The following is a 22,316-nucleotide window of genomic DNA, read 5'->3' as shown; positions in this document are numbered from 1 at the left end:
GCAACCCGTTACGGATCACCCGCCCGGAGCTGGTACTGTTCTTCCTGTCGCCGCGAGCGAGAGCCCGCACGGACGACACGCCCCCGTAGCTCAGGGGATAGAGCAACGGCCTCCGGAGCCGTGTGCGCAGGTTCGAATCCTGCCGGGGGCACTTCGAAGGAAGTGCCGGAAGACCCCGCGATCAGCCGCAAGGCGGACGCGGGGTCTTCTGCATGCCCCGGGGCGGGGCGGCGGTGTGAGCGGAGTCACGGTTTCCGGGCCCCGTAGCGGCGCCCTTCGTGGTCATCGCAGGTCAGCGGAGCATGTAGAGTAGTTCTCGCAGCCGGCGCTCGTAGCTTAACGGATAGAGCACTTGACTACGGATCAAGAGGTTGCAGGTTCGAATCCTGCCGAGCGCACGCACCGAAGGCCCGTTCCGATCTCATCGGAACGGGCCTTTCGCATGGGCGGGGGCGAACGCGCGGCCCGCGGGCCGGACTTGGGGGGTCGCGGCCCGAAGGCGCCCGCGCCGTCGCGATCTTGGGACCGGATCCCGGGTTCGGGGCTTGGGTTCCGATCTTGGGGTCAGATCTTGGGGAAGCTGAAGCCGTAGCCCTGCTGCTTCAGCCAGGGAAGCGTTTCTTCCATGGCGGCCAGCGTCTGACTGCGGTCACCGCCCGCGTCGTGGAAGAGGATCGTGGGGCCGTCGGCCACCTCCCGCTTGACGTTGGCCACGATGCGGGCGGTGCCCGGGCGCTGCCAGTCGCGGCTGTCGACCTGCCAGCCGAGGGGGCGCATGCCGTGGGCGGCGGCCACCTTGCGGCTGTAGGGGGTGAACGCGCCGCCGGGGGCGCGGTAGTAGCGGACCTTCGTGCCGTCGCCGGCGGCCTCCTCTATCAGCTTCTGGGCGTCGAGGATCTGGCTCGCCTGGTAGGACTCGGGGCGCTTGTCCATGGCGGTGTTGTGGTCCATGGAGTGGTCGCAGAGCCGGTGGCCGTCGGCGACGACCTTCTTGACGAGGGACGGGTACTCCTTGGCGCGCGGACCTATCATGCAGAAGGTCGCCTTGACGTTGCTGCGCCGCAGCAGGTCGAGCACCTTGGGGGTCCAGACGGGGTCCGGGCCGTCGTCGATGGTGATGTTGACGACCTTGCCGGGGCTCTCGCTCTCGTGCGAGATCTCCTCCGACACCGGCCCGCCGGCGTCGGGTTCGGCGGCGCGGCCGCGCTCGCGGGGACCTTCGTCTGCGGCGCCTCCGCGGCCACGCGATCGCTCCCCGCGCCGTCCGAGCTCTGGTGGGCCATCGCCGCCGAGCCCACTATCACCCCGAGGAGCGCCAGTCCCGACGCCGCCGCCACGGCGATGTGCCGCCCCCGCCCGGTAGTTTGCGACATGAACGATCCACTCCCTCGCACGCCTGTCTGTACCCTGCCCGCGAAGACGTGCTTGTACCGCATGTCGTTCCGTTATGCGGTATCGCTCACAAAACGGTGACAAAGCAGGCACCATGTGCCTGAAAAATCCTCAATCACCGTACGGCGCTCACTCTTCCGGCTTCCGCGCTCCATCTTCCCCCGGAATCAGCCCGTCCAGCGCCACGGCCCCCGCGGTCGCCGACAACAACGTCCGGTACGGCCGGAGATGTTCCGTGCGGCCGCCAACTCGGCCGTTCCCCCGCCCTCATGGCCATTGACGGGCTTGCTGACAAGTAGTCTCATAAGCTGTGACCACGGGTAACCCGCAAGTGAGGTGGGATCGGTCATGCCAGAACGGACGCCTGTGACGGAAACGGACGCGCTCGGACCGCTCAGGGACCGCGAACAGGTCGCCCGGCGGCTGCTGGAGTCCTCCGCACGGCACTCCTTCGACCCGGACACCGAGCTCGACTGGGACGCGCCGCCCGAGGAGGGCAAGTGGTACTGGCCCCCCGAGCTCGTCTCCCTCTACGGCACCCCGCTGTGGCGGCGGATGCCGGAGGAGCAGCGTCTCGACCTCGCGCGGCACGAGGCGGCCTCGCTGGCCTCGCTGGGCATTTGGTTCGAGATCATCCTGATGCAGCTGCTGGTCCGGCACATCTACGACAAGCCCGTGACGAGTGCGCACGTGCGGTACGCGCTGACCGAGATAGCCGACGAGTGCCGGCACTCCAAGATGTTCGCCCGCATGATCCAGCACGGTGGCGCGCCCACGTACCCCGTCCCGCGGCTGCACCACAACCTGGCCCGGATCCTCAAGACCGTCTCCACGACGCCCGGTTCCTTCGCCTGCACCCTGCTCGGCGAGGAGATCCTCGACTACATGCAGCGGCTGACGTTCCCGGACGAGCGGGTGCAGACGCTGGTCCGCGGCGTCACCCGGATCCACGTCGTGGAGGAGGCGCGGCACGTGCGGTACGCGCGGGAGGAGTTGCGGCGGCAGATGCGGAGCTGTCCGCGGTGGGAGGCGGAGCTGACGCGGCTGAGCTGCGGGGAGGCGGCGCGGGTCTTCTCCGTCGCCTTCATCAACCCGCAGGTGTACACGAACGTGGGACTCGACCGGCGCGAGGCGATGGCGCAGGTGAAGGCGAGCGGTCACCGGAGGGACGTGATGCAGGCCGGTGCGAAGCGGTTGACCGATTTCCTCGACGAGATCGGGGTGTTGAGGGGGGTGGGGCGGAAGTTGTGGCGGAGCTCCGGGTTGCTCGCGTGAGGGGTTCGCCCCGGGCCCCTCGCCGGGCCCCTCACCGGGCCTCCGCCCCTCGCCCGTGGCGTCATGGGGAAAGGCGGGAAAGGGCGGGGCGGGGGCGGAACTCCCCCGACCCACTACCCTTCCCGCATGAGCGGCAGCAGGAGCAGCGGGACCTCGTCCTACCGACGGCTCGACGTCGCCCGGCGGCGGGCGCAGTTGATCCGGGCCGCGCTCGGGCTGTTCGCGCACCGGCCGCCGGAGGACGTCTCGCTGGACGACGTGGCGGCCGCCGCCGAGGTCTCCCGGCCGCTGGTGTACCGCTATTTCCCGGGCGGCAAGCCGCAGTTGTACGAGGCGGCGCTGCGCAGCGCGGTGGAGGAGCTCACGCAGTGCTTCGCCGAGCCGCAGGAGGGGCCGCTGAGCCGCCGGCTCTCGGCGGCGCTCGACCGCTACCTGGCCTTCGTGGACGAGCACGACACCGGGTTCAGCGCGCTGCTGCGCAGCGGCAGCGTGGTGGCGACGTCGCGGACCGGGGCGATCGTCGACGAGGTGCGGCGCGGCGCCGCGGAGCACATCCTGGCGCACCTGCGGGTGCCGGAGCCGGGGGTGCGGCTGCGCATGGCGGTGCGCACCTGGATCACCGCGGTCGAGGGCGCGTCGCTGGGCTGGCTGGACGAGGGCAAGCAGCCGCCCGTCGAGGAGCTGCGCGACTGGCTCCTGGACCACTTCGTGGCGCTGCTGCTGGCGACCGCCACGGGTGACCCCCAGACGGAGGAGGTGGTCTCCCGGGCCCTGGCCAGGGAACCGGCCGACGGTCCGGTGGCGTCGCTGGCGCGGCGGACGATGACGCTGCTCACCCGGGCGGAACATCTGCTTCCGGCCCCGTAGGGGATCCGTGGGCGACCCGCGGGCGCACCCGTGGGCACCCCGTAGGCTCGGGGCGTGCGAAGCGAAGACGTGCCCTTCGAGGGCGGGCCCCTGGACGGGCGCGTGCTGCCGGTGCTGCTGGGGCCGACGGGGCATCCGCCCAAGGTCTACGAAGTGCCGGTGCCCGACGCCGGCGGCGGCCCGCCCACCGTCCTCGTCTACCGGCGGACCCAGGCCGGGACGACGCGCCGGCTGGGGCTGCCGAAGGGCTGGAGGTACGTGTACGACCCCGAGGGACGGCGGCGCACGGGCCCCCGGTGGCCCTGGTCGCGCCCGGCGGCCGATCGTCGGGCGGCCGGCCGTCCGGCGGCCGACCACTCGGCGACCGATCACCCGGACCCGGCAACCAACCGCCCGACGGATTGACCGCATTGGGCGGTTTCGGCCACGGACGTGCCCACAACGCCCTATTAATGCTACTGCCCCATGACACGATCCTCCCGAGGTCCGACCGGACCCCGCCCCCGACCGCGGCCCAGGAGGTGAACCCGTGTCAGGACGGCTGGTGCGCCGTCTGTGCGCCCTGCTGCTGGCCGCCGCCGTCGCCCTGCCCGGCCCCGCCGCCCCCGTCCACGCCGACCCGCCGCCCGGCCGGCCGGTCAGCACCCTGCTCGGCCGGCTGCGCACCCTCCACCGCTCCGCCGAGGAGGCCACCCGGGCGTACGAGGCCACCGACGCGCTGCTGCGCCGGCAGCGGGCGGCGGTGGCCCGGTCGGAGGAGGAGCTGGCCCGGGCCAGGACGGAGCTGGCCGACAGCCGCGACGAGGCGGGCCGGCTGGCCCGCGAGCAGTACCGCGGCACCGCCGAGGCCCTCTCCCCGCTCATCACCTTCCTCTTCACCGCCGATCCCCGGCCCGCGCTGGACCGCCGGCACGAGCTGCGGCGCGCGGCCGGCCGCCGGGCCGGCACGCTCGGCCGGCTCGCGGACGGCGCCCTGCGCATCTCCTCCCTCGCCCACCGCGCCCGCGCGGCCCTCGACGCCCAGCTGAGCCTGGCCGCGGAGAAGCAGCGCCGCCGCGACACCGCCCGCGACCGGCTCGACGAGGTCGAGAAGCTCCTCGCCGCCCTGACCCCGGCCCAACTGGCCGAGCTGCGGCGGCTGGAGGAGAGGGAAGAGCTCGCGGACCGGCCGCCCGCCGACGGCGCCCCGCCCACCCGGCACGGCGCGATGGCCGTCGACTACGCCTACCACCAGCTCGGCAAGCCCTACGTGTGGGGCGCGGCCGGCCCCGCGTCCTTCGACTGCTCCGGCCTCACCTCGCAGGCGTGGGCCCACGCGGGCAGCGCCATCCCCCGCACCAGCCAGGAGCAGTGGCGCTCCCTGCCCCGGGTCCCGCTGAACCGGCTGCGCCCCGGCGACCTGGTGGTCTATTTCCGGGACGCCACCCACGTCGCCCTCTACATCGGCGCCGGCCGCGTCATACAGGCGCCCCGGCCCGGCACGGTGGTGCGCATATCCCCGCTCGCCGCCAACCCGCCGCTGGGCGCCGTCCGCCCCGACGCGCGGCGGGACGGCCGGGAGGGGCGGGACGACGGGGACGCGGACGGGGCCGTGGTCGCCCCGCCCCTGCCCGTCCTCCTCGCCGCGCCCCTCGCCCCGTCCCTCTCCCGCACCGCACCCGCCGCTCAGGCACCGGACCGGGCCGGGGCCGCCGACCGCGCCACCTCCCGCAGGTAGGCGTCCGCGGCGGCCTCCTCGAAGAGCCAGCCCTCGAAGTCGGCCGGGTCCGCGAAGCCGTTGGCGAACCGGTCGGCGACCGGCTGGAGGCCGGCCGCCGCGCCGATGAGCCGCCGCAGGTGCCCGGGCGCGGGCGCCAGCATCGCGTTGGTCCACCGCGTGGCGTGCCGGGCGTCCGCCGTCCACCAGCGGTCGAACGCGGACCGCATCCACGCCTCGTCGAACGCCCCGTCCCCGCGCTCCGTGACCGACTCCAGGTACGACGCGGCGCACCGGGCCGCCGAGTTGGCGCCCTGGGTGGTGACCGGGTCGTTGACGACGACCGCGTCGCCGACCCCCAGCACGAGCCCGCCCGACGGCAGCCGCCCGACCGGGTCGCGGACGACCGGGGTGTAGCGCCCGGCCAACGTGGCGCCCGCGTCGGTCAGTTCGACCTCGGTGGCCCGCCCGTACTCCCAGGGCGTGAAGCGCTCCACCAGGGCCAGCATCCGCGCCAGGTGCTCCTCCGGCCCCCCGGCATCCTGGAAGACGTCGAGCGGGCCGCCCGGCAGGCCCTCCCAGAAGAGGATGTCCGCCCGGCCGGAGAGCGTGAGCGCCGGTATCACCAGCAACTCCCCCACGCCCGGCACGATGTTGCAGCGCACCGCGTCGTACTCCGGGTGCTCCGGGCGCGGGCCCAGGCCGTGCACGTACGCCAGCGCGAGGCAGCGCTGCGGCGCGGTGTACGGCGAGCGGGCCGCGTCGCGGGGGAAGAGGTCCGCCAGCTCGCCCTTGCCGGCGGCGACCAGGACGAGGTCGTAGCGGTGCGCGAAGTAGTCGAGGTCGCCCACGGTCACGCCGTGCACGACGAGCCGGCCGCCGCGCGCCGCGAAGGTCTCCAGCCAGCCGGCCATCTTCAGCCGCTGGTCCACGGACTGGGCACAGCCCTCCAGCCGGCCGACCCAGTCGACGATGCGCCGCACCCGCCCGCCGCCGCCGGGGCCCGGCGGCGCGGCCACCGAGACCCCGAGCCCCTCGATGCGCGGGGCGCGCCCGCTCCAGAAGTCGAGGCCCAGCTCCCGCTCGTGGGCGAGGGCGGAGGCGAACATGACCTGGGTCGAGGTGACCCGGCCCGAGCGCATCTCGTCGGCCGTGCGGCTGGAGACGAGCGTCACGTCGTACCCCCGGGACTGGAGGCCCAGGGCGAGCTGGAGTCCGGACTGGCCGGCTCCGACTATGAGGATCCGTCGCATGGTTCCCTGTCTCGTGGCTCCCTGCCGTGCGCGCCCTGGCGGGGTCCGGCCGGACGGCAGCGCGGTTCGGGGGTGACGTCGAGGGCGCGGCCGACGAGGGTCAGCAGGGACTCCACGACCGTGACCCGCTCCCGGGCGTCCATGACCAGCACCGGGACGCCGGTGGCCAGGGACAGCGCCTCGCGGACCGCCTCGGCCTCGTAACGGGGCGTCCCCTCGAAGTGGTTGACGGCCACGATGTACGGCAGGCCGCTGCTCTCGAAGTAGTCGAGGGCGGGGAAGCAGTCCTCCAGCCGCCGGGTGTCGCACATGACCACCGCGCCGATGGCCCCGCGCACCAGGTCGTCCCACATGAACCAGAACCGCTTCTGGCCGGGCGTGCCGAACAGGTACAGCACCAGGTCGGGTTCGAGGGTGATCCGCCCGAAGTCCATGGCGACGGTGGTGGTGTCCTTCTCCGGGACGGCGAGGACGTCGTCCACCTCCTCGCCGGCCACCGTCATCACGGCCTCCGTGCGCAGCGGGGTGATCTCCGAGACGGAGCCGACGAACGTCGTCTTCCCGACGCCGAAGCCGCCCGCCACGACGATCTTCGTGGCGGAGGGGGCCCGGGTCCGGCCGTGCTGGTCCGGCTTCTCCCGGGCCGGTTCCGGACCCGTTATGGTGTCAGATCCTGCGAAGTCCACACTGCACCCTTTCGAGCAGCGCGCGGTCGGGCCGGCCGGTGCCGTGACCGGGGCCGTAGACGCGGATTCTTCCCTGGTCGGCCAAGTCGCCGAGGAGGACGCGGACCACCCCCAGCGGCATCCTCAGCAGCGCGGAGACCTCGGCGACGGAGCGCAGCTTCCGGCACAGGCCGACGATGGCGCCGATCTCGGGGAGCGCCCGGGCCGCCTCCTCCCGCCCTCCGCCGGGCGGCGCCTGGACGAACGTCTCCAGTTGCAGGACGTGTCCGCAGGGCGCGCGCCCGCCGGTGAACGAGTACGGGCGCACCCGCGCCGCCGTCCGCGGGCCGCTCACCGGACGGCCTCCACCGACTGCCGCAGCTCCCTGCGGAGTTCGGGGGTGAGCACGTGTCCGGCCCGGCCGACGAAGAGTGCCATGTGGTAGGCGACGACGCTCATGTCGCAGTCGGGGGCGGTGTGGACGCCCAGCAGCGAACCGTCGCTGATGGTCATCACGAACAGGCTGCCCTCCTCCATCGCCACCATCGTCTGCTTGACCGTGCCCCCGTCCATCAGCGCCGCGGCGCCGGTGGTCAGGCTGCCCAGGCCCGCGACGATGGTGGCCAGGTCGGCCGTCGAGTGCCGCGGGCCCTCCGGCCGGCAGCCGGCGCGCCGCCCCTCCGGGTCGGAGGAGAGCAGCAGCAGACCGTCGGAGGAGACGACGGCGACCGACCGGACGCCGGGCACCTCCTCGACCACGTCGGTCAGCAGCCAGTGCAGGTTGCGGGCCTCGTGGCTCAGCCCGTACCCGGCGCCGCCGTGCGGGCCGGTGCCGATGGGGGTGACGGGCGTCGCCCCTCCGGAAAATGCAGTCAACCGCGTGCCTCCTCGACATCGCCGCCCTCGTTCGGCGCCCCGGCGCGGCGCCGATCACTGTCCCGCTGCCCCGCGAGCTCCTGCGCCACGTCGCGCCGCCCCTCCCGGGCCCCCTGCTGGAAGCCGGCGAGCTTGGCGCGCAGCGCCTCCGCGTCCACGCTCCGGCGCATGGGCCGCACCGGCGGCGGCTGCGGAACGCTGCGCGGGGTGCGCTTGGGCAGCCCCGTGCCGGTCGTCGCGCCGGCCGCCCCCGCGGACGGGGACGGCGGCGGGGCCGGTGGCGCGGGCCGCTCGGGGGCGGGCGGCCGGGCGTGCCGGCCGGCGGGGGTCTGCGGCCCGGGGCCGGCGGGGCGCTGCTCGGGCACCACCGGCCGCACCCCGGGCGGGACGATCAGCTGGATGGTCGCCTCGTCCGGCGGCCCGGACGGCGCGGGCTGCGGGGCGAAGCCCGCCATCCGCCGCGAACGCCCGGGCAGCTGGTGCGAGTTGGCCTCGGCGGTCGCGCCCGGCAGGTGGACCGGGGGCGCCGTCGAGGTGCCCGGGACGGGCGGGGCGGCCTGCGGGTCGGCGACGGCCGGGGGGCCGGCGGGCAGCAGCCGGGCGGGCAGCACCACGACGGCCGTGATCCCGCCGGGCCGCTGCTCGCGGAGCTGGACGCGGACCCCGTGCCGGGCCGCGAGCCGCGCCACGACGTACAGCCCGAGGCCCATCGCGGCCTCCTCCGGGGGTGCCGGGGCCACCGCGCCCGGCGGCTCCGGATCGCCCTGCGCCAGCAGGGAGTTGATCTCCTCCAGCCGGTCCGGCGCCATGCCGATGCCCTCGTCCTGGATGGAGAGCATCACGTCGCCGTTCTCCAGGAGCCAGCCGGAGACCTGCACCGGCACGTCGGGCGGGGAGAACGCCGTGGCGTTCTCCAGGAGTTCGGCCACCAGGTGGCTGATGTCGTCCGAGGCGAAGCCGGCGAGCTGGGCGCGGGCGGGCAGGGAGTGGATGCGCACCCGCTCGTAGCGCTCGATCTCGCTGACGGAGGCGCGCAGCACGTCCAGCAGCGGCACCGCCCCGGCGTGCCCGCCGGTGTGCTCGGAGCCGGCGAGGACCAGCAGGTTCTCGCTGTGCCGGCGCATCCTCGTGGCGAGGTGGTCCAGTTTGAAGAGGACGTCGAGGCGGTCCGGGTCGGCCTCGTGGGCCTCCATGGCCTCGATGACGCCCAGCTGCCGCTCGACGAGGCCCAGGGTGCGCAGCGACAGGCTCGCGCAGGTGCTGTGCGCCCGCCCGGCGGTGCGGGCGGCCTCGGCGTCCCGCAGCCGGTCGCGCTCGCGCAGCGTGTCGCGCTCGGCGGCCAGGTCCTGCCGGGCCGCGTCCAGCCGGGCGCGCTCGCCCTCCAGCAGGTCGATGCGCTCGCGCTGCCGCACGACCGTGCCGTGCAGGACGTTGACCGAGCGGGCGACCTCGGCGAACTCGTCGTCGCGGCCCTTGACGGACACCGGCTCGCGGGCCGCCGGGTCGGCGCAGACCCGGCGGGCGCCGAGCCGCAGGGCGGTCAGCGGCCGGGTCACGGAGCGGGTGGAGCGCACCCCGGCCAGCAGGGCCACCAGGAAGCAGGCGCCGACGAGCCCGGCCCGGGTGCGCAGCGCGGTGACGTCCTTGTCCCGCACCCGCTCCAGGTGGTCGGCCTCGGCGGCGGCGAGGTCGGACTCGACGCCGCGGGTCGTGCGCAGCCGGGCGGTCAGGGCCGTGCCCAGCGCCTCGGCCTCGGCCGGGGTGGCGGAGGGCGGCTGCGGGCCGGAGAACAGGCCCGCCAGCCGGTTCTCCACGGCCGTCCGCCCGGGGGTGCCCGTCGCGCGGGCGTAGGCGTCCTTGGCCTTGGCCGGGGCGAGCTGGGCGAAGTCGGCGAGGGCGGCGCGCTCGCGGGTGTCGGTCTGCTGGGCGGCCGCGGCCAGCGCGGCCCGGTCGCCGCGGGCGGCGAAGGAGGCCAGGAGCAGGCCACGGGTGGCGGACGCCTCCTCGACGGCCCGGCCGAGCAGGGCCACGGCCGCCGCGTCCCCCGTCCCCGCCCGGGCCGGGAGCCGGGCCGCCAGGGTGCCGGCGACGCCGTGCAGCGCCTGCACGGTGGCGGTGTACTGACGGAAGACGGTCAGCGCGTCGTCGTGGCCGGTCAGCACCGTGCGCCGCTGCCGGGTCAGCTCCTCCAGCCGCTCGCGCACCCCGGCGGGCAGGGCCGTGCGGGACGCGCGGGACGTCAGGAACGCGCCCAGCCGGCGGTCCACCGCGGTCCGCCGCGCGGTGAGCCCGGCGGGGACGCCGCCGCGCCCGGCCGCCACGTACGCCGTGACCTCGTCCCGCTCGTCCGCCAGGGAGTGCGCGAGGCGCACCGCGTCCTCGGCCGCCCCCGCCAGCGGGACGAGCCGGCCGGTGTCGGCCGCGTCCCGCGAGGCGTCGGCGACGCCCAGGGCCCCCGCCCCCAGGACCGCCAGGGAGGCGAGCACGACGGACACGGCCAGCCGGTTGCGGGCGCGCGCGGTGCGCTCGGGCACGCCCGTGGTCTGTTGCTCTCGCTGGCCGCCCCGAAGCCGCTTCTTCCGCACCGGTGCTCACATTCCGCTCTGTGTGGTCTCGTCGGTCCCGTCCGTCCACCCCCTGGTGCTGAAGTGGACCTTGTCAGCACGGCAGCGGGGCATGCGGCCGTCACCGGCCCGCCCACTCGAAGGAGTGGGGTTCCGTCCCGGAAGTTGCCGTGTGCGCCGGCGTCGTCCACGATGCGCGTCCGCCCCGTCGCCCTCCCCCGGCAACCGCCACCTGATAAACCGCCCGGCGCGCCGGAAGGATGCGCGCCAACCGCCGTGGAAATCACGGCCCGTGCGGCGGCTCGGGCACACTGGCCCCATGCGTATCGAACTGGCCGGGCGGCCGGGCGACCCCTCCCGGCCGGACGAGGACTTCGTCTCCGCCATCCTGCCCGCCTCCGGGCGGGGCGGGGCGCTGGTCCTGCTGGACGGGGTGACCCCGCCGCCGGACGGGGACGACGGTTGTGTGCACGGGGTGGCCTGGTTCACGGCGCACTTGGGCGGCGCACTCGTCGAACTGTGCGCCGCCCGGCGGGAGATGAGCCTCCGGGAGTGCCTGGCCGAGGCGATCGCGCGCACCGCGGCCGCCCACGGGGCCGGCTGCGACCTCGGCCACCGCCGCACCCCGCAGGCCACGGTGGTGCTGGCCCGCTGGGACGGGGCGCGGGTGGAGCACCTGGTGCTCTCCGACTCCGTCCTCCTCGTCGGGCGCGCGGACGGCGCCGTCGTCCCCGTCCTCGACGACCGCATCGCCCGCCTCGCCGCGCGCGGGCCCGTCACCGACGCCCAACGCAACGCGGAGGACGGCTTCTTCACCGCCGCCGCGGATCCGGCCGTCGCCGGGCGGGCCGTGACGGGCGTCCTCCCGCGCGCCGAGGTGCGGGCGCTGGCCGCGCTGAGCGACGGGGCGTCCCGCTGGGTCGAGGTCTTCCGCGCCGGCGACTGGGCCCGGTGCCTGGACCTCCTCGCGAAGTCCGGGCCGCGGGCCCTGATCGACCGGGTGCGGGAGGCGGAGGCGGCGGACCCGGACCGCGTGGCGTTCCGCCGGGGGAAGACGCACGACGACGCGTCGGCGGTGTACGTGGAGCTCTAGCCCCTCGGGGAGGAGCGCCCCGCTACCCCCCGAGGCTCGTGTTCAGCTGGCGCAGCAGCCGCGCCAGTTCGCCGATCTCGCCGCGGTCCCAGCCCTCCAGGCGGCGGACGTACTCCGCGCGCCGGGCCTCGCGGACGCGGGCGAAGCGGGCGCGGCCCTCGGCGGTGAGGTCGACGAGGGAGGCCCGGCCGTCGGCGGGGTCCGGCGTGCGGGCGACGAGGCCGAGCTCGTCGAGCGCCCGCAGCTGCCGGCTCATCGTCGCCTTGCCGACCCCGAAGTAGGCCGCGAGGTCGGTCGCCCGCTGCCGCCCCGCGTCGGCGAGGCGGACGAGGAGCCCGTACGCCGCCGGCTCCAGCTCGGGGTGGACCTCGCGCGCCATCTCGCCGGAAGTGGCCCGCGCGCGGCGCAGGAACACGGACAGCTCGCGCTCCAGGGCGAGGAACGGCTGGTCCTCGCCCTCGGCGGGCGGCGGCGTGGCGGCGGTCTGGTGCACGGTGGCCCTCTCCGGGTCGGCAGGGGTCGACAGGATCGAAAGGGCCCAGTATTTCGCAGGTTCCGACCCGCTACAGCACCGCCGCCCCGGGTATGACATGGACACACCACCCCCCTGGGAACGGAGGCGGCTGCATTGTCCAGAACCCGAACCGCCGCGATCGCCTTATTCGCCCTCCTCGCCCTGCTCCTCACCCTCCCCGGCACGGCCCGCGCGTCCGCCGGCCTCGCCCCGCCCCGCCCGGCCCACCCCGAGCGCGACTGGATGGGCTCGACCATCCGCGCCCACGAGGGCGGCCGGAGCCCGAACAGCCCGCCCCCGGTGGCCGCGTCCGTGGAGGGCGTGGACGTCAGCAGCCACAACGGCGAGGTCCCCTGGGCCACCCTCTGGAAGTCCGGTGTCCGCTTCGCCTACACCAAGGCCACGGAGGGCACCGGCTACACCAACCCCTACTTCGCCCAGCAGTACGACGGTTCGTACGACGTCGGCATGATCCGCGGCGCGTACCACTTCGCGCTCCCCGACCACTCCTCCGGCGCGGCGCAGGCGAACTACTTCGTCGACCACGGCGGCGGCTGGTCCGGCGACGGCAGGACGCTGCCCGGGGTGCTGGACATGGAGTACAACCCGTACGGCAGCACCTGCTACGGCAAGAGCGCGAGCGCGCTCGTCTCCTGGATGAGGGACTTCTTCACCACCTACCGCGAGCGCACCGGCCGCGACGCGGTCATCTACACCTCCACCACCTGGTGGCGGCAGTGCACCGGCGACAACGGCTCGTTCGGCTCGGTCGACCCGCTGTGGATCCCGCGCTACGGCTCCTCGCCGGGGACGCTCCCGAACGGCTGGGACTTCCACACCTTCTGGCAGTACACCGACACCGGCCCGACGGTCGGCGACCACGACCGCTTCAACGGCTCGATGACCCGCCTCCGGGCGCTGGCCGACGGCTGACCGGCCGCCGGGCGGAACGCCGTGCCCCCGGGGTGCCGGGGGCACGGCGTTCCGGCGCTCGGCCGCTCAGCCGCAGGTGCCGGCCGGGCGGCCCCGCGTGACCAGGTCGGTGTAGCCGGTGGTGGCGTCCAGCCACACCACCCGCCGGCCGCTCTCGGCCACGCCCCACAGCTGCTCGCCGCGGTTGCACGAGACCCGCGCCCGCTGCGTGCCGTCGGGCGTGAACTGCCAGATCTTGGCCAGGGTCTCGTTGCGCGGCTCGGCGGCCGGCGTCTCCGCCGTCACGGTCACCGCGTCCTCCGAGGCCGACAGGGAGATGCCGTTCAGCGCGTCCTTGCCCTTGGCCGGGCTGACGTCGATGACGCCCGTCCCGTCCAGGGCGGAGCGGCGCACCGCGGTCCGCGGGCTCTCGGGGTCCTCGCCGGCGAGCCAGTAGACGTACCGGGAGGTGAGGGCCGTCCGCCCGACGAGGTGGCCGGGGTCCAGCTCCTGGACGACGCTCCGCTTGCCGGTGGCGGTGTCCACGAGCCCGAGGATCTGCCGGGCCTTGCCGCCCTCCCGGTGCTCGTCGACGAACGCGACGCGGCCGTCCTTCAGCGAGGGCCGCCCGGTCGACGCGAAGCGGCTGGACGCGCCCGGTTCGAGGACGACCGGGTCGGTCTCGCCCATCCGCACATACACGACCCGCGAGGTGCCGCGCCGCCCGTTGACCTGGAAGGCGACGGTCCTGCCCTCGACGGAGACCGAGGAGTAGCGGTAGCGGTTGGTGTACAGGGTCTTGACCGGCCCGCCGGCCAGCGGCCGGGCCAGGAGCTCGACGGTGCGGCCCTTGTACGCCGTCCACACCACCGTCCTGCCGTCGGTGACCGGATCGACGTGGTTGCGGCCGTCGTTGGGGCTGATCAGCCGGGACTGCCCGGAGCCGTCGATGCGCCCGGCCCACACCGAGTACGCCTCGGTGCCGTCGTCGTTGGACGTGGAGGCGGTCCACCAGCCGCCGCCGGCGCCCGGCCGGGTCGCGTCGGTGTTGACCTTGCCGAGGAGCCGGTCGGAGTCCACGCCGAGGGCGAGTTCCCAGCCCGGGACGATGCCGTGCCCGTTGAACGCCCGCTCCACCGCGCGCCGTTGCCCGGCGTCCAGCTTGAGGTCCCCGGCCGCGGCGAGGACCGCGTCACGGCCCTCGGTGAAGCCGTCCAGCGGCGTCATGTACTCGGTGAGCGCCTTGAGGACGAGCTTGTCGGCGAGCACCGGGCCGAGGTCCTTGCGGACGTCCCACAGCGCCCCGGAGAAGATCGTCGAGTTGAGGTGCACCCCGCCGTTGTCGGTCCCGAAGGCGACGCCGAGGAAGGACTTGGAGGTGGTCCTCCCGTCGTTGAGGTCGCGGATCGCGCACTCGCGCGGGGACCTGGTGCGGCACAGGGTGTCGCCGAGCAGCCCCGAGTCGGGGCTGTCCATGGGGATGCCGAAGGTGTCGACCTTGATGGCGTTGCCGAAGTAGTCGGCTATCGCCTCGTTCATGGCGCCGGACTGGCCCGCGTAGACGAGGTTCGCCGAGTTCTCCACGACGCCGTGGGTCATCTCGTGCCCGACCACGTCCAGCCCCGAGGACATCGGACGGTACTCGGCGTCGCCGTTGCCGTACACCATCTTGGTGCCGTCCCAGAAGGCGTTGACGTACGGCATCCCGTAGAACGTCACCCCGACGACCGAGTTGAGCTCCCCGCCGCGGCCGTTGAGGCTGTCGCGGCCGTGCCGGGCCCGGTAGTAGTCGTAGACCTTGCCCGCGGCCCAGTGCGCGTCCACCGCACCCGCCTCGGTCGCCTCCTTGCCGAAGGCGGGGGTCTTCGAGCCGAACTCCTTGAGGCCCTCGGGCCACGTGCCGGAGACGTCCCCGACGGACAGCGCGTGCCCGTCGAAGGTCGCGATGTCCTTCTTGCTGCTGTCGCGCATGCGCGTGCCGTCGCGCATGACGTATTCCTTGCGCTGCTCGTCGTACGAGAGCTGGAGGCCGACGCCCTTGCCGTCGAGCCGGGTGCCGGTCCCCTCGACGGCCGGCCGCCCGCCGGTGTCCGCCCCGGCCGCCGTGCGCGACGGCCGCGCCTGCGCGCCGCCCGCGGCGGCGGCCCCCGGCGCGCCGAACGTCTTGATGCCGCTGTACTGCAGCACCGGGTAGCCGGTGCGCGCGTCGACGTAGACCTCCTGCAGCACCGGCTGCCGCGTGGCGGGGTCCGTGCCGCGCACGGTGACGTGCCGGGTGAGGACGCCCTCGCCCCGGGGCAGGACGACCAGCCCGCGCGCGGTGCCGGTCAGCGGGTACTCCGCGTCCTCGGCCGGGGCGCGGACGCCGGCCCCGTGGGCGCCGAGGCGTGTGGCGGTGGCCTCGACGGCGCGGTCGACGGCGAGTTCCTCGTCGACCTCGGGGGTGGTGTCCGCGGTCAGCCCGGTGAAGTACTTGCCGGAGGTGCCGGTGACCACGCGCTTGCCGTTCCTGTGCTCCATGCGCACGACGTACTGGCCGCCGAGGACCTCGACGCCCTTGTACCGCTGCTGGAGCCGGACGGTCTCGGTGGTGCCCGCCTCGACCGTCCGCACGGGCCGGAGGTTCCGCCCGGGGTCGGCGATCCGGTAGCGGCCCTCCTTCGCGGCGAGGTGCCCGCGCGCGGCGTCGGCCGCGCTGCCGCCGGCGGCTGCGGGCTCCCGGATGCCGGTCACCAGCGCGGGCGTCGCGGTCCTCGGCGCGGGGATGACGCGGGCGGGTCCGGCGGCCGGGGGCGGGTCCGCCGCCTTCGCCGCGTTGGCCGGGGCGGCCGATACGACGAGTGCGGCGGCGCCCATCAGCGCCGCCGCACCCGTGATGCCGCTCTGTGCCCTGCTTCTCCCGGATCTCCCGGATCTTCTGGTACGTGCACGGGGATTGCGCAAGATATCCCTCCACGTCATGCCGGACGGCCGTCCGACGGCCGGCCCACCTTTGGGCAGAGCAATGCAAGCGGTGGCAGCGGCCGGTTCTCAACGGCGTGTTCACGTCGCAGGTGAGTTTCGGCCGGACGGTGTGGGGCGGGCGCGGGCGGGGTAGGAGCACCGGCCCTTCTTCTCCTGCCGTGCGAACAACCAACAGAAAGTGGGGTCATGTCCGGCATACGCCGCCGCGCGCTCGTCGTCCTGCTCACGCACCTCCTGGCCGCCGAGGCCGGCCTCGCGGCCTTCCTCCACCTCAGGGACCGCCTGCCGACCCGCCTCGCCATCCACTTCGACGGCGAACGGGCGGACGGCTTCTGCGACCGCACCGCCTTCCTCGTCGTGGCCCTCGCCCTGCCGGCCGCTCTCGCCGCCGTGTTCGCCGCCCTGTCGGCGCTCAGGCGCGTCCCGCCGGCGCACCGGCGCGGACTGGCCGCCATCGGCAGCTCGTTGTCCGGCCTCTTCGGCTACTTCCTCGTCGCCACGCTCTGCGCCAACGCGGACGTGACCGACGCCGCGGCCGTCCGGATGCCGGCCTGGCACGTGGCGGCGGGCCTCGGCGCCGCGGCCGTCACCGGCGGGACCGGCTGGCTGCTGGGCGGCGGGGACGCACCGCCGGCCCACCCGGGCGGACCGGCCGGACCGGTCGTCCGACTCCCCCTGGCGGACGGCGAGTCCGCCGTCTGGACCCACGTCATCGGCTCCCGGGCGCTGCCCTTCACCGCCCTCGGCACCCTCGCCCTGGCCGTGCCCCTCGGCTTCCTCGCCGGCCCCCTCACCGCGGTCGTCCTGATCGTGATCGGCCTCCCCCTTGCGGCGCTCTCCAGACTCCGCGTCACGGTCGACCGCCGCGGCCTCACCCTGGCCTCCACCGCCCTCCCCCGCCCCCGCCTGACCATCCCCACGGAGCGGATCCTGGACGCCTCCCGCCGCGACATCGGCGCCTGGCGCGACTTCGGCGGCTGGGGCTACCGCGCCGTCCCCGGCGCGAGCGGCCTAGTGCTGCGCTCCGGGGAGGCGCTGTCCGTACGGCTCACCACCGGCGGCGAGTTCGTCGTCACCGTGGACGACGCGGCCACGGCGGCGGCCCTGCTCAACACCCTGGCCGCCCGCGCGCGCACGGCGGCGGGGGCCTGACGGTGCTCTTCCGGGTCGCCCCCGGCTCCCCGACACCCCTGGCCGGCCAGGTCGCCGCCTGCGTGCGCGGCGCCCTCGGCGCCGGCGCCGTACAACCCGGGTGAGCGCCTCCCCGCCGCCGACGAGGACGTCCTGGCCCTCGTCCGCGCCTCCCTCACCGAGGGCCGCTGACCGGCGTTCCGGTCAGCGGCGCCCCCAGGACGCCGTCGCGACGACGCGCCCGCCCGCGTCCTTCAGCGTCGCCTTGTCCTTGGTGTTGTTCCAGACGTAGGCCCGCCGGTTCTGGTACACGTCCTTGGCCGTGTCCTTCCCCTTGCCCGTGTGCACGCGCACGGACGCGTGCGGCGCCAGGCGGACCTTGCCGAACCGGTAGACGTGGCGCGAAGTGTCGGACAGCGTCCACCGGTTGAGGTCCACGGCCTTCTTGCCGGTGTTGGTGATCGTCACCCACTCCGCGTTGAGGCTCTTGGCGGACCGGTCGTCCTTGCCCGGGCTGTCGTACTGGATCCTGCCGAACACCACGGGGTTCCTCCCGGCCGCCGAAGCGGGCACGGCGGCGGAGGCGAGCACGACACCGCAGGCGGCGGCGGTGACGAGACGGGCTATGGCTCGGGACAAGGGGACCTCTGCTTTCGGTCGCTTGCATTTGGGCGCTTGCATTTGGGCGCTTGCTTTCGGCGCTGCGCGATCAACCCGCCCACTCTGCCGCAGCACCGGGCGCCCCGCGCGCGGATTCGCCGCCCATGTGACGCACTCCTCACGGGCGTGAGCAGTGCGTCATACCGCGTCGGCGAACCGGGGGGGTGCCGTCCCGCCCCTGCTCCGCGTCGGTGGCCCGCCGGGCCGTGCCGGGGACGACCCTCCGGAAGGCCCGGGCGCGGGGCGGAAGAAACAGTGAAGGGCTGGGCACGGGGCCCGGCCGCTCCCTAGCCTGGCCCCATGCCCAGCCCCGACAGCCTCCGCACCCCCGCCACGGTCTTCGGCGAGGCCGCCGAGCAGTACGACGCCGGCCGCCCCGGCTACCCGGACCGACTCGTCGACGACGTCCTGGAGTTCACCGCCGTCCCGGCGGCCGACGCGCTCGAGGTGGGCGCCGGCACCGGCAAGGCCACGCTGGCCTTCGCCGCCCGCCCGGGCGTCACCCTCACCTGCCTCGAACCCGACCCCCGCATGGCGTCGGTCCTGACCCGCAACTGCGCCCCGCACCCCCGGGTCACCGTCGTGGGGGCGGACTTCGAGACCTGGTCGCGCCCGGGCCGCCGCCCCTTCGACCTCCTCCTCTCCGCCCAGGCGTGGCACTGGATCGCCCCGGAGGTCCGCTGGTCGAAGGCCAGGCAACTCCTCCGCCCCGGCGGCACCCTCGCCCTCTTCTGGAACGACTGGTACGTCGCGGACGACGCCCTCCGCGAGGACCTCGCCGCCGCCCACGACCGCCACATCCCCGACCGGCCCCCGCACTCGATCCTGGACAAGGTCCCCAGCGGCTCCGTCATGACGTCCGACTCCTGGGTGCCGCGCGAACTCCTCGCCGACGGCGGCTTCACGGACATCACCCACCACCAGTACCCCTCCGTCCACCACCGCTCGACCTCCGGCCTCGTCGACATCCTCACCTCGCTCTCCTTCTGCCGGGCCCTGCCGGAGCCGACCCGCGAGGCGCTGCTGGCGGACGTCGCCTCGGCCGTGGACGCGCACGGCGGAGAGGTCCGGCTGGACACGCGGACCGGCCTCTTCCTGGCCAGGACGGCCCGGCCGGCCCGCTGACCGGGTCAGCGCCCCGGCCGCGCGAGCGCCTGCCCCGGGCAGCGGTCGCCGGCCGCGACGCCGATCGTTCCGGCCCCCGCGGCCGCCCGCCGGGCTACCGCTCCAGACAGGCGTACAGCGCCGCCGGCCCCTTGAGACACCGCAGGCTGCGGGCGTCCAGCTCCCTTTCCCGCGCGGCCGGTTCGCCGAGCACGTCGGCGGGGCCGCCCTTGGTACCGAGGGCTCCAGGACGGCTCCGACGGCCGCGAGCGGCTGGTGGCCCCGGCGGAGGAGGGCGACGATGCGGGCCCTGCGGAGCGTGTCACGGTCGTAGAGGCGGTAGCCGGTGCCCGGTTCGCGGGCCGGGTGGAGGAGGCCCCTGGACTCCCAGAGGCGGAGCACGGGCGGGCGGACGCCGACGGCCGAGGCGGCCTCGCCGATCCGGGGGGGGCGGCGGGGACCGTCCGGGGCGGCGGGGCGCCCCGCCAGGCCTCGCGTACGGCCGCCAACTGCCCGCTCTCGCGGGCGGGTTCCGCGTGGCTCGCGTCGATCGCGGCCGGCGCGGCGGCCGTGTCGCCGGCGTGGACGGCGCGCATGACCGTACGGGCGGCCGGCCGTGGCCGCCGGCCAGCTCGCGGACGGCGACGAGGGCGTCCACATGGGCCCGGGTGAACACGCGGTAGCCGGCGGGCGTGCCCTCCACGGGCGGCAGGACGCCCGCGTCCAGGTAGTCGCGCAGGTGCTGCACGGAGAACCCGGCCGGGCGCGCCGGCGCGCCCGCCCTGGCGCCCGGCGACGGCGAAGCGGTCCGCGACTCGTCGTACGCGGAGGTGGGGCGGTGGCGCGTCGGCGCGCGGGAGGGGTGAGGGCGCCCTTCCCGCGGCCCGGCCGCCGCCCCGCAGGGCGTCACGCCGCCACGGCGACCTCCACCGAGGCCGGTTCCAGGGCCAGTTCGAGGACCTGGCGGACGTCCGACACCGGGTGGACGGAGAGCTTCTCCAGGATCTCGGACGGCACGTCGTCGAGATCCGGCTCGTTCCGCTTGGGGATGACCACGGTGGTGATGCCGGCGCGCTGCGCGGCCAGGAGCTTCTGCTTGACGCCGCCGATGGGCAGGACGCGGCCCGTCAGGGAGACCTCGCCCGTCATCGCGACGTCGGGGCGGACGCGGCGGCCGGAGAGCAGCGACGCCAAGGCCGTGGTCATGGTGATGCCGGCGCTCGGGCCGTCCTTGGGGACGGCGCCGGCGGGGACGTGGAGGTGGACGCCGCGCTCCTTGAAGTCGCCGACCGGAAGCTCCAGTTCGGCGCCGTGGGAGCGGAGGAAGGAGAGGGCGATCTGGGCGGACTCCTTCATCACGTCGCCGAGCTGGCCGGTCAGGGTCAGGCCCGCCGCGCCCGTCTCGGGGTCGGCGAGGGACGCCTCGACGAAGAGGACGTCGCCGCCGGCGCCCGTCACCGCGAGGCCGGTCGCGACGCCGGGGACGGAGGTGCGGCGCTCGGCCGGGTCCTGGGCGGACTCGGGCGTGTGGTGGGGGCGGCCGATGAGGGGCCGCAGCCCGTCCGCGTCGATCGTGAACGGGAGGTCGCGCTCGCCGAGTTCGTGCTGGGTCGCGACCTTGCGCAGCAGCCGGGCGAGGGAGCGCTCCAGGGTGCGGACGCCCGCCTCGCGGGTGTACTCGCCGGCCAGCTTGCGCAGGGCGTCGTCCGTCACCGCGACCTCGTCCGCCGTCAGACCCGCCCGGTCGAGCTGCCTGGGCAGCAGGTGGTCGCGGGCGATGACGACCTTCTCGTCCTCCGTGTAGCCGTCGAGACGGACGAGCTCCATGCGGTCGAGGAGGGCCTCGGGGATGGACTCCAGGACGTTGGCCGTGGCGAGGAAGACCACGTCGGACAGGTCGAGTTCGACTTCGAGGTAGTGGTCGCGGAAGGTGTGGTTCTGGGCCGGGTCCAGGACCTCCAGCAGGGCCGCGGCCGGGTCGCCGCGGAAGTCGGAGCCGACCTTGTCGATCTCGTCCAGCAGGACGACGGGGTTCATCGAGCCCGCCTCCTTGATCGCGCGGACGATGCGGCCGGGGAGCGCGCCCACGTAGGTGCGCCGGTGGCCGCGGATCTCCGCCTCGTCGCGGACGCCGCCCAGCGCGACCCGGACGAACTCACGGCCCATGGCCTTGGCGACGGACTCGCCGAGCGAGGTCTTGCCCACGCCGGGCGGGCCGACGAGCGCGAGCACCGCGCCATCCCCGCGCCGCCCTCCCCCGGGCTCTCGGCTTCGCTCGAGCAGGGGGGACCCCCATTCCACGCCCAGCCCCCGGTCGGCACGCCGCTTGCGCACCGCCAGGTACTCGGTGATCCGTTCCTTGACGTCGTCGAGGCCCGCGTGGTCCGCGTCGAGGACGGCGCGCGCGCCGGGGATGTCGTAGGCGTCCTCCGTGCGCTTGTTCCACGGCATCTCCAGGACCGTGTCGAGCCAGGTGCGGATCCAGCCGCCCTCGGGGCTCTGGTCGGAGGCGCGCTCCAGCTTGTCGACCTCCTTGAGGGCCGCTTCGCGGACCTTTTCGGGGAGGTCGGCGGCCTCCACCCGCGCGCGGTAGTCCTCCGACTCGTTCCCCGGGTCGCCGTTGAGCTCGGCCAGCTCCTTGCGGACGGCCTCGAGCTGGCGGCGGAGGAGGAACTCGCGCTGCTGCTTGTCGACGCCCTCCTGGACGTCCTTGGCGATCGACTCGGCGACGTCCTGCTCGGCGAGGTGCTCGCCGAGCTGCTTGGCGGCGAGCCGCAGGCGGACGACCGGGTCGGCGGTCTCCAGCAGCTCGACCCGCTGGGCCACGGTGAGGAACGGCGAGTAGCCGGCGTTGTCGGCGAGCTGGGAGACGTCGTCGATCTGCTGGACGCGGTCCACCACCTGCCAGGCGCCGCGCTTGCGGAGCCAGCTCGTGGCGAGGGCCTTGTACTCCTTCATCAGCTCGGCGACCGCGCCGGGGAGGGGGTCGGGGGTGACCTCCTCGACCACCGTGCCCTCGACCCAGAGCGCGGCGCCCGGACCCGTCGTCCCGGCGCCGATGCGGACGCGGCGCAGGCCGCGGATGAGCGCGCCGGGGTCGCCGCCGGAGAGCCGGCCGACCTGCTCGACGCTGCCCAGGGTGCCGGTGCCGGCGTAGGTGCCGTCGAGGCGCGGGACGAGCAGGACCTTCGGCTTGGACCCGTCCCGCGCGGCGGCCTGGGCGGCCTCCACGGCGGCACGGACCTCGGCGTCGGTCAGGTCCAGGGGCACCACCATGCCCGGCAGGACGACCTCGTCGTCGAGGGGCAGCACGGGCAGGGTGAGCGGTGCGGACGTCGAAGCCATGATCT

Annotated in this window: 18 protein-coding genes, 2 tRNA genes and 2 pseudogenes; 10 read left to right on the top strand and 12 right to left on the bottom strand. The window is 75.0% G+C overall.

Annotated elements, in window-relative coordinates; translation table 11 throughout:
• Positions 1-79 precede the first annotated feature (79 nt).
• Together AC230_RS22155 and AC230_RS22150 are read left to right on the top strand one after the other, a co-directional pair.
• Positions 80-151 (top strand) — tRNA-Arg (locus AC230_RS22155).
• A gap of 174 nt (positions 152-325) precedes the next feature.
• Positions 326-398, top strand: a tRNA-Arg gene (locus AC230_RS22150).
• A gap of 166 nt (positions 399-564) precedes the next feature.
• Here the strand turns inward: AC230_RS22150 and AC230_RS22145 are convergent.
• Positions 565-1,170: a polysaccharide deacetylase family protein gene (locus tag AC230_RS22145; protein ID WP_049718101.1), complete on the bottom strand. Its 606-nt coding sequence runs from the start codon at positions 1,168-1,170 to the stop codon at positions 565-567.
• Between the two features lie 570 nt (positions 1,171-1,740).
• On the opposite strand from AC230_RS22145, the gene AC230_RS22140 reads away from it, so the two are divergent.
• From AC230_RS22140 to AC230_RS22125, 4 genes are all read left to right on the top strand, one after another.
• Entirely contained in the window at positions 1,741-2,667 is a 927-nt protein-coding gene (locus AC230_RS22140) for an AurF N-oxygenase family protein (RefSeq protein ID WP_049718100.1), read from the top strand.
• 126 nt (positions 2,668-2,793) lie between these two features.
• Complete coding sequence (locus AC230_RS22135) at positions 2,794-3,534, top strand: TetR/AcrR family transcriptional regulator (protein WP_049718099.1); 741 nt, start codon at positions 2,794-2,796, stop codon at positions 3,532-3,534.
• Positions 3,535-3,588: 54 nt separating this feature from the next.
• Positions 3,589-3,939, top strand: coding sequence for a hypothetical protein (locus tag AC230_RS32710; protein WP_049718098.1), 351 nt, complete (start codon positions 3,589-3,591; stop codon positions 3,937-3,939).
• 124 nt (positions 3,940-4,063) lie between these two features.
• Complete coding sequence (locus AC230_RS22125; protein WP_078871491.1) at positions 4,064-5,251, top strand: C40 family peptidase; 1,188 nt, start codon at positions 4,064-4,066, stop codon at positions 5,249-5,251.
• Here AC230_RS22125 and AC230_RS22120 read toward each other — a convergent pair.
• From AC230_RS22120 to AC230_RS22100, 5 genes are read right to left on the bottom strand one after another with little or no spacing between them, the layout of a single operon-like run.
• The gene (locus AC230_RS22120; RefSeq protein ID WP_049718097.1) at positions 5,200-6,483 is read right to left on the bottom strand and encodes a styrene monooxygenase/indole monooxygenase family protein; all 1,284 of its coding nucleotides are present in this window, start codon (positions 6,481-6,483) and stop codon (positions 5,200-5,202) included. The two genes, AC230_RS22125 and AC230_RS22120, sit on opposite strands and share 52 nt — an antisense overlap.
• Positions 6,465-7,169 (bottom strand): GTP-binding protein, encoded by a 705-nt coding sequence (locus tag AC230_RS22115; RefSeq protein WP_078871490.1) that lies wholly within the window; start codon positions 7,167-7,169, stop codon positions 6,465-6,467. Before AC230_RS22115 ends, AC230_RS22120 begins: the two co-directional genes overlap by 19 nt.
• Positions 7,150-7,503, bottom strand: coding sequence for a DUF742 domain-containing protein (locus AC230_RS22110; RefSeq protein ID WP_049718096.1), 354 nt, complete (start codon positions 7,501-7,503; stop codon positions 7,150-7,152). Before AC230_RS22110 ends, AC230_RS22115 begins: the two co-directional genes overlap by 20 nt.
• Entirely contained in the window at positions 7,500-7,985 is a 486-nt protein-coding gene (locus tag AC230_RS22105; protein ID WP_049718145.1) for a roadblock/LC7 domain-containing protein, read from the bottom strand. Before AC230_RS22105 ends, AC230_RS22110 begins: the two co-directional genes overlap by 4 nt.
• A gap of 35 nt (positions 7,986-8,020) precedes the next feature.
• Positions 8,021-10,558 carry a nitrate- and nitrite sensing domain-containing protein gene (locus tag AC230_RS22100; RefSeq protein ID WP_053161331.1) on the bottom strand — a complete coding sequence of 846 codons (2,538 nt, stop codon included), beginning with the start codon at positions 10,556-10,558 and terminating at the stop codon, positions 8,021-8,023.
• A gap of 349 nt (positions 10,559-10,907) precedes the next feature.
• On the opposite strand from AC230_RS22100, the gene AC230_RS22095 reads away from it, so the two are divergent.
• Positions 10,908-11,681 carry a protein phosphatase 2C domain-containing protein gene (locus tag AC230_RS22095; protein WP_049718143.1) on the top strand — a complete coding sequence of 258 codons (774 nt, stop codon included), beginning with the start codon at positions 10,908-10,910 and terminating at the stop codon, positions 11,679-11,681.
• Positions 11,682-11,703: 22 nt separating this feature from the next.
• Here AC230_RS22095 and AC230_RS22090 read toward each other — a convergent pair whose 3' ends face one another.
• The gene (locus AC230_RS22090; RefSeq protein WP_049718095.1) at positions 11,704-12,174 is read right to left on the bottom strand and encodes a MarR family winged helix-turn-helix transcriptional regulator; all 471 of its coding nucleotides are present in this window, start codon (positions 12,172-12,174) and stop codon (positions 11,704-11,706) included.
• A 135-nt stretch (positions 12,175-12,309) separates the two neighbouring features.
• Here AC230_RS22090 and AC230_RS22085 point away from each other — a divergent pair, with 135 nt between their 5' ends.
• Complete coding sequence (locus AC230_RS22085; RefSeq protein WP_241833337.1) at positions 12,310-13,128, top strand: lysozyme; 819 nt, start codon at positions 12,310-12,312, stop codon at positions 13,126-13,128.
• Positions 13,129-13,194: 66 nt separating this feature from the next.
• Here AC230_RS22085 and AC230_RS22080 read toward each other — a convergent pair whose 3' ends face one another.
• Positions 13,195-15,963, bottom strand: a complete 2,769-nt coding sequence (locus tag AC230_RS22080; protein WP_078871487.1) for a M4 family metallopeptidase — start codon at positions 15,961-15,963, stop codon at positions 13,195-13,197.
• Between the two features lie 294 nt (positions 15,964-16,257).
• Between AC230_RS22080 and AC230_RS22075 the strand changes: the two genes are divergently transcribed.
• Positions 16,258-17,223: a hypothetical protein gene (locus tag AC230_RS22075; protein ID WP_049718093.1), complete on the top strand. Its 966-nt coding sequence runs from the start codon at positions 16,258-16,260 to the stop codon at positions 17,221-17,223.
• A 183-nt stretch (positions 17,224-17,406) separates the two neighbouring features.
• Here the strand turns inward: AC230_RS22075 and AC230_RS22070 are convergent, their stop codons facing one another.
• On the bottom strand, positions 17,407-17,841 hold the full coding sequence (locus AC230_RS22070) for a lamin tail domain-containing protein (protein WP_049718092.1): 435 nt from the start codon (positions 17,839-17,841) through the stop codon (positions 17,407-17,409).
• Between the two features lie 321 nt (positions 17,842-18,162).
• Between AC230_RS22070 and AC230_RS22065 the strand changes: the two genes are divergently transcribed.
• Positions 18,163-18,987, top strand: coding sequence for a class I SAM-dependent methyltransferase (locus AC230_RS22065; RefSeq protein WP_049718091.1), 825 nt, complete (start codon positions 18,163-18,165; stop codon positions 18,985-18,987).
• A gap of 285 nt (positions 18,988-19,272) precedes the next feature.
• On the opposite strand, the pseudogene AC230_RS33965 reads toward AC230_RS22065, so the two are convergent.
• The 3 genes and pseudogenes from AC230_RS33965 to lon all read right to left on the bottom strand — a co-directional run.
• Positions 19,273-19,626 (bottom strand): annotated as a pseudogene (locus AC230_RS33965) (MerR family transcriptional regulator); the annotation flags it as partial.
• Positions 19,601-19,876: pseudogene (locus tag AC230_RS34730) on the bottom strand (MerR family transcriptional regulator); the annotation flags it as partial. The pseudogenes AC230_RS33965 and AC230_RS34730, both read right to left, overlap by 26 nt.
• Positions 19,873-22,311 carry an endopeptidase La gene (gene lon / locus AC230_RS22060; protein ID WP_049718141.1) on the bottom strand — a complete coding sequence of 813 codons (2,439 nt, stop codon included), beginning with the start codon at positions 22,309-22,311 and terminating at the stop codon, positions 19,873-19,875. The pseudogene AC230_RS34730 and the gene lon, both read right to left, overlap by 4 nt.
• Between the last annotated feature and the right edge of the window lie 5 nt (positions 22,312-22,316).

The sequence above is a fragment of the Streptomyces caatingaensis genome (assembly GCF_001187435.1).
GTDB classification, from domain to species: Bacteria; Actinomycetota; Actinomycetes; order Streptomycetales; family Streptomycetaceae; genus Streptomyces; species Streptomyces caatingaensis.
This window is presented reverse-complemented; position numbering and strand designations above follow the sequence as displayed.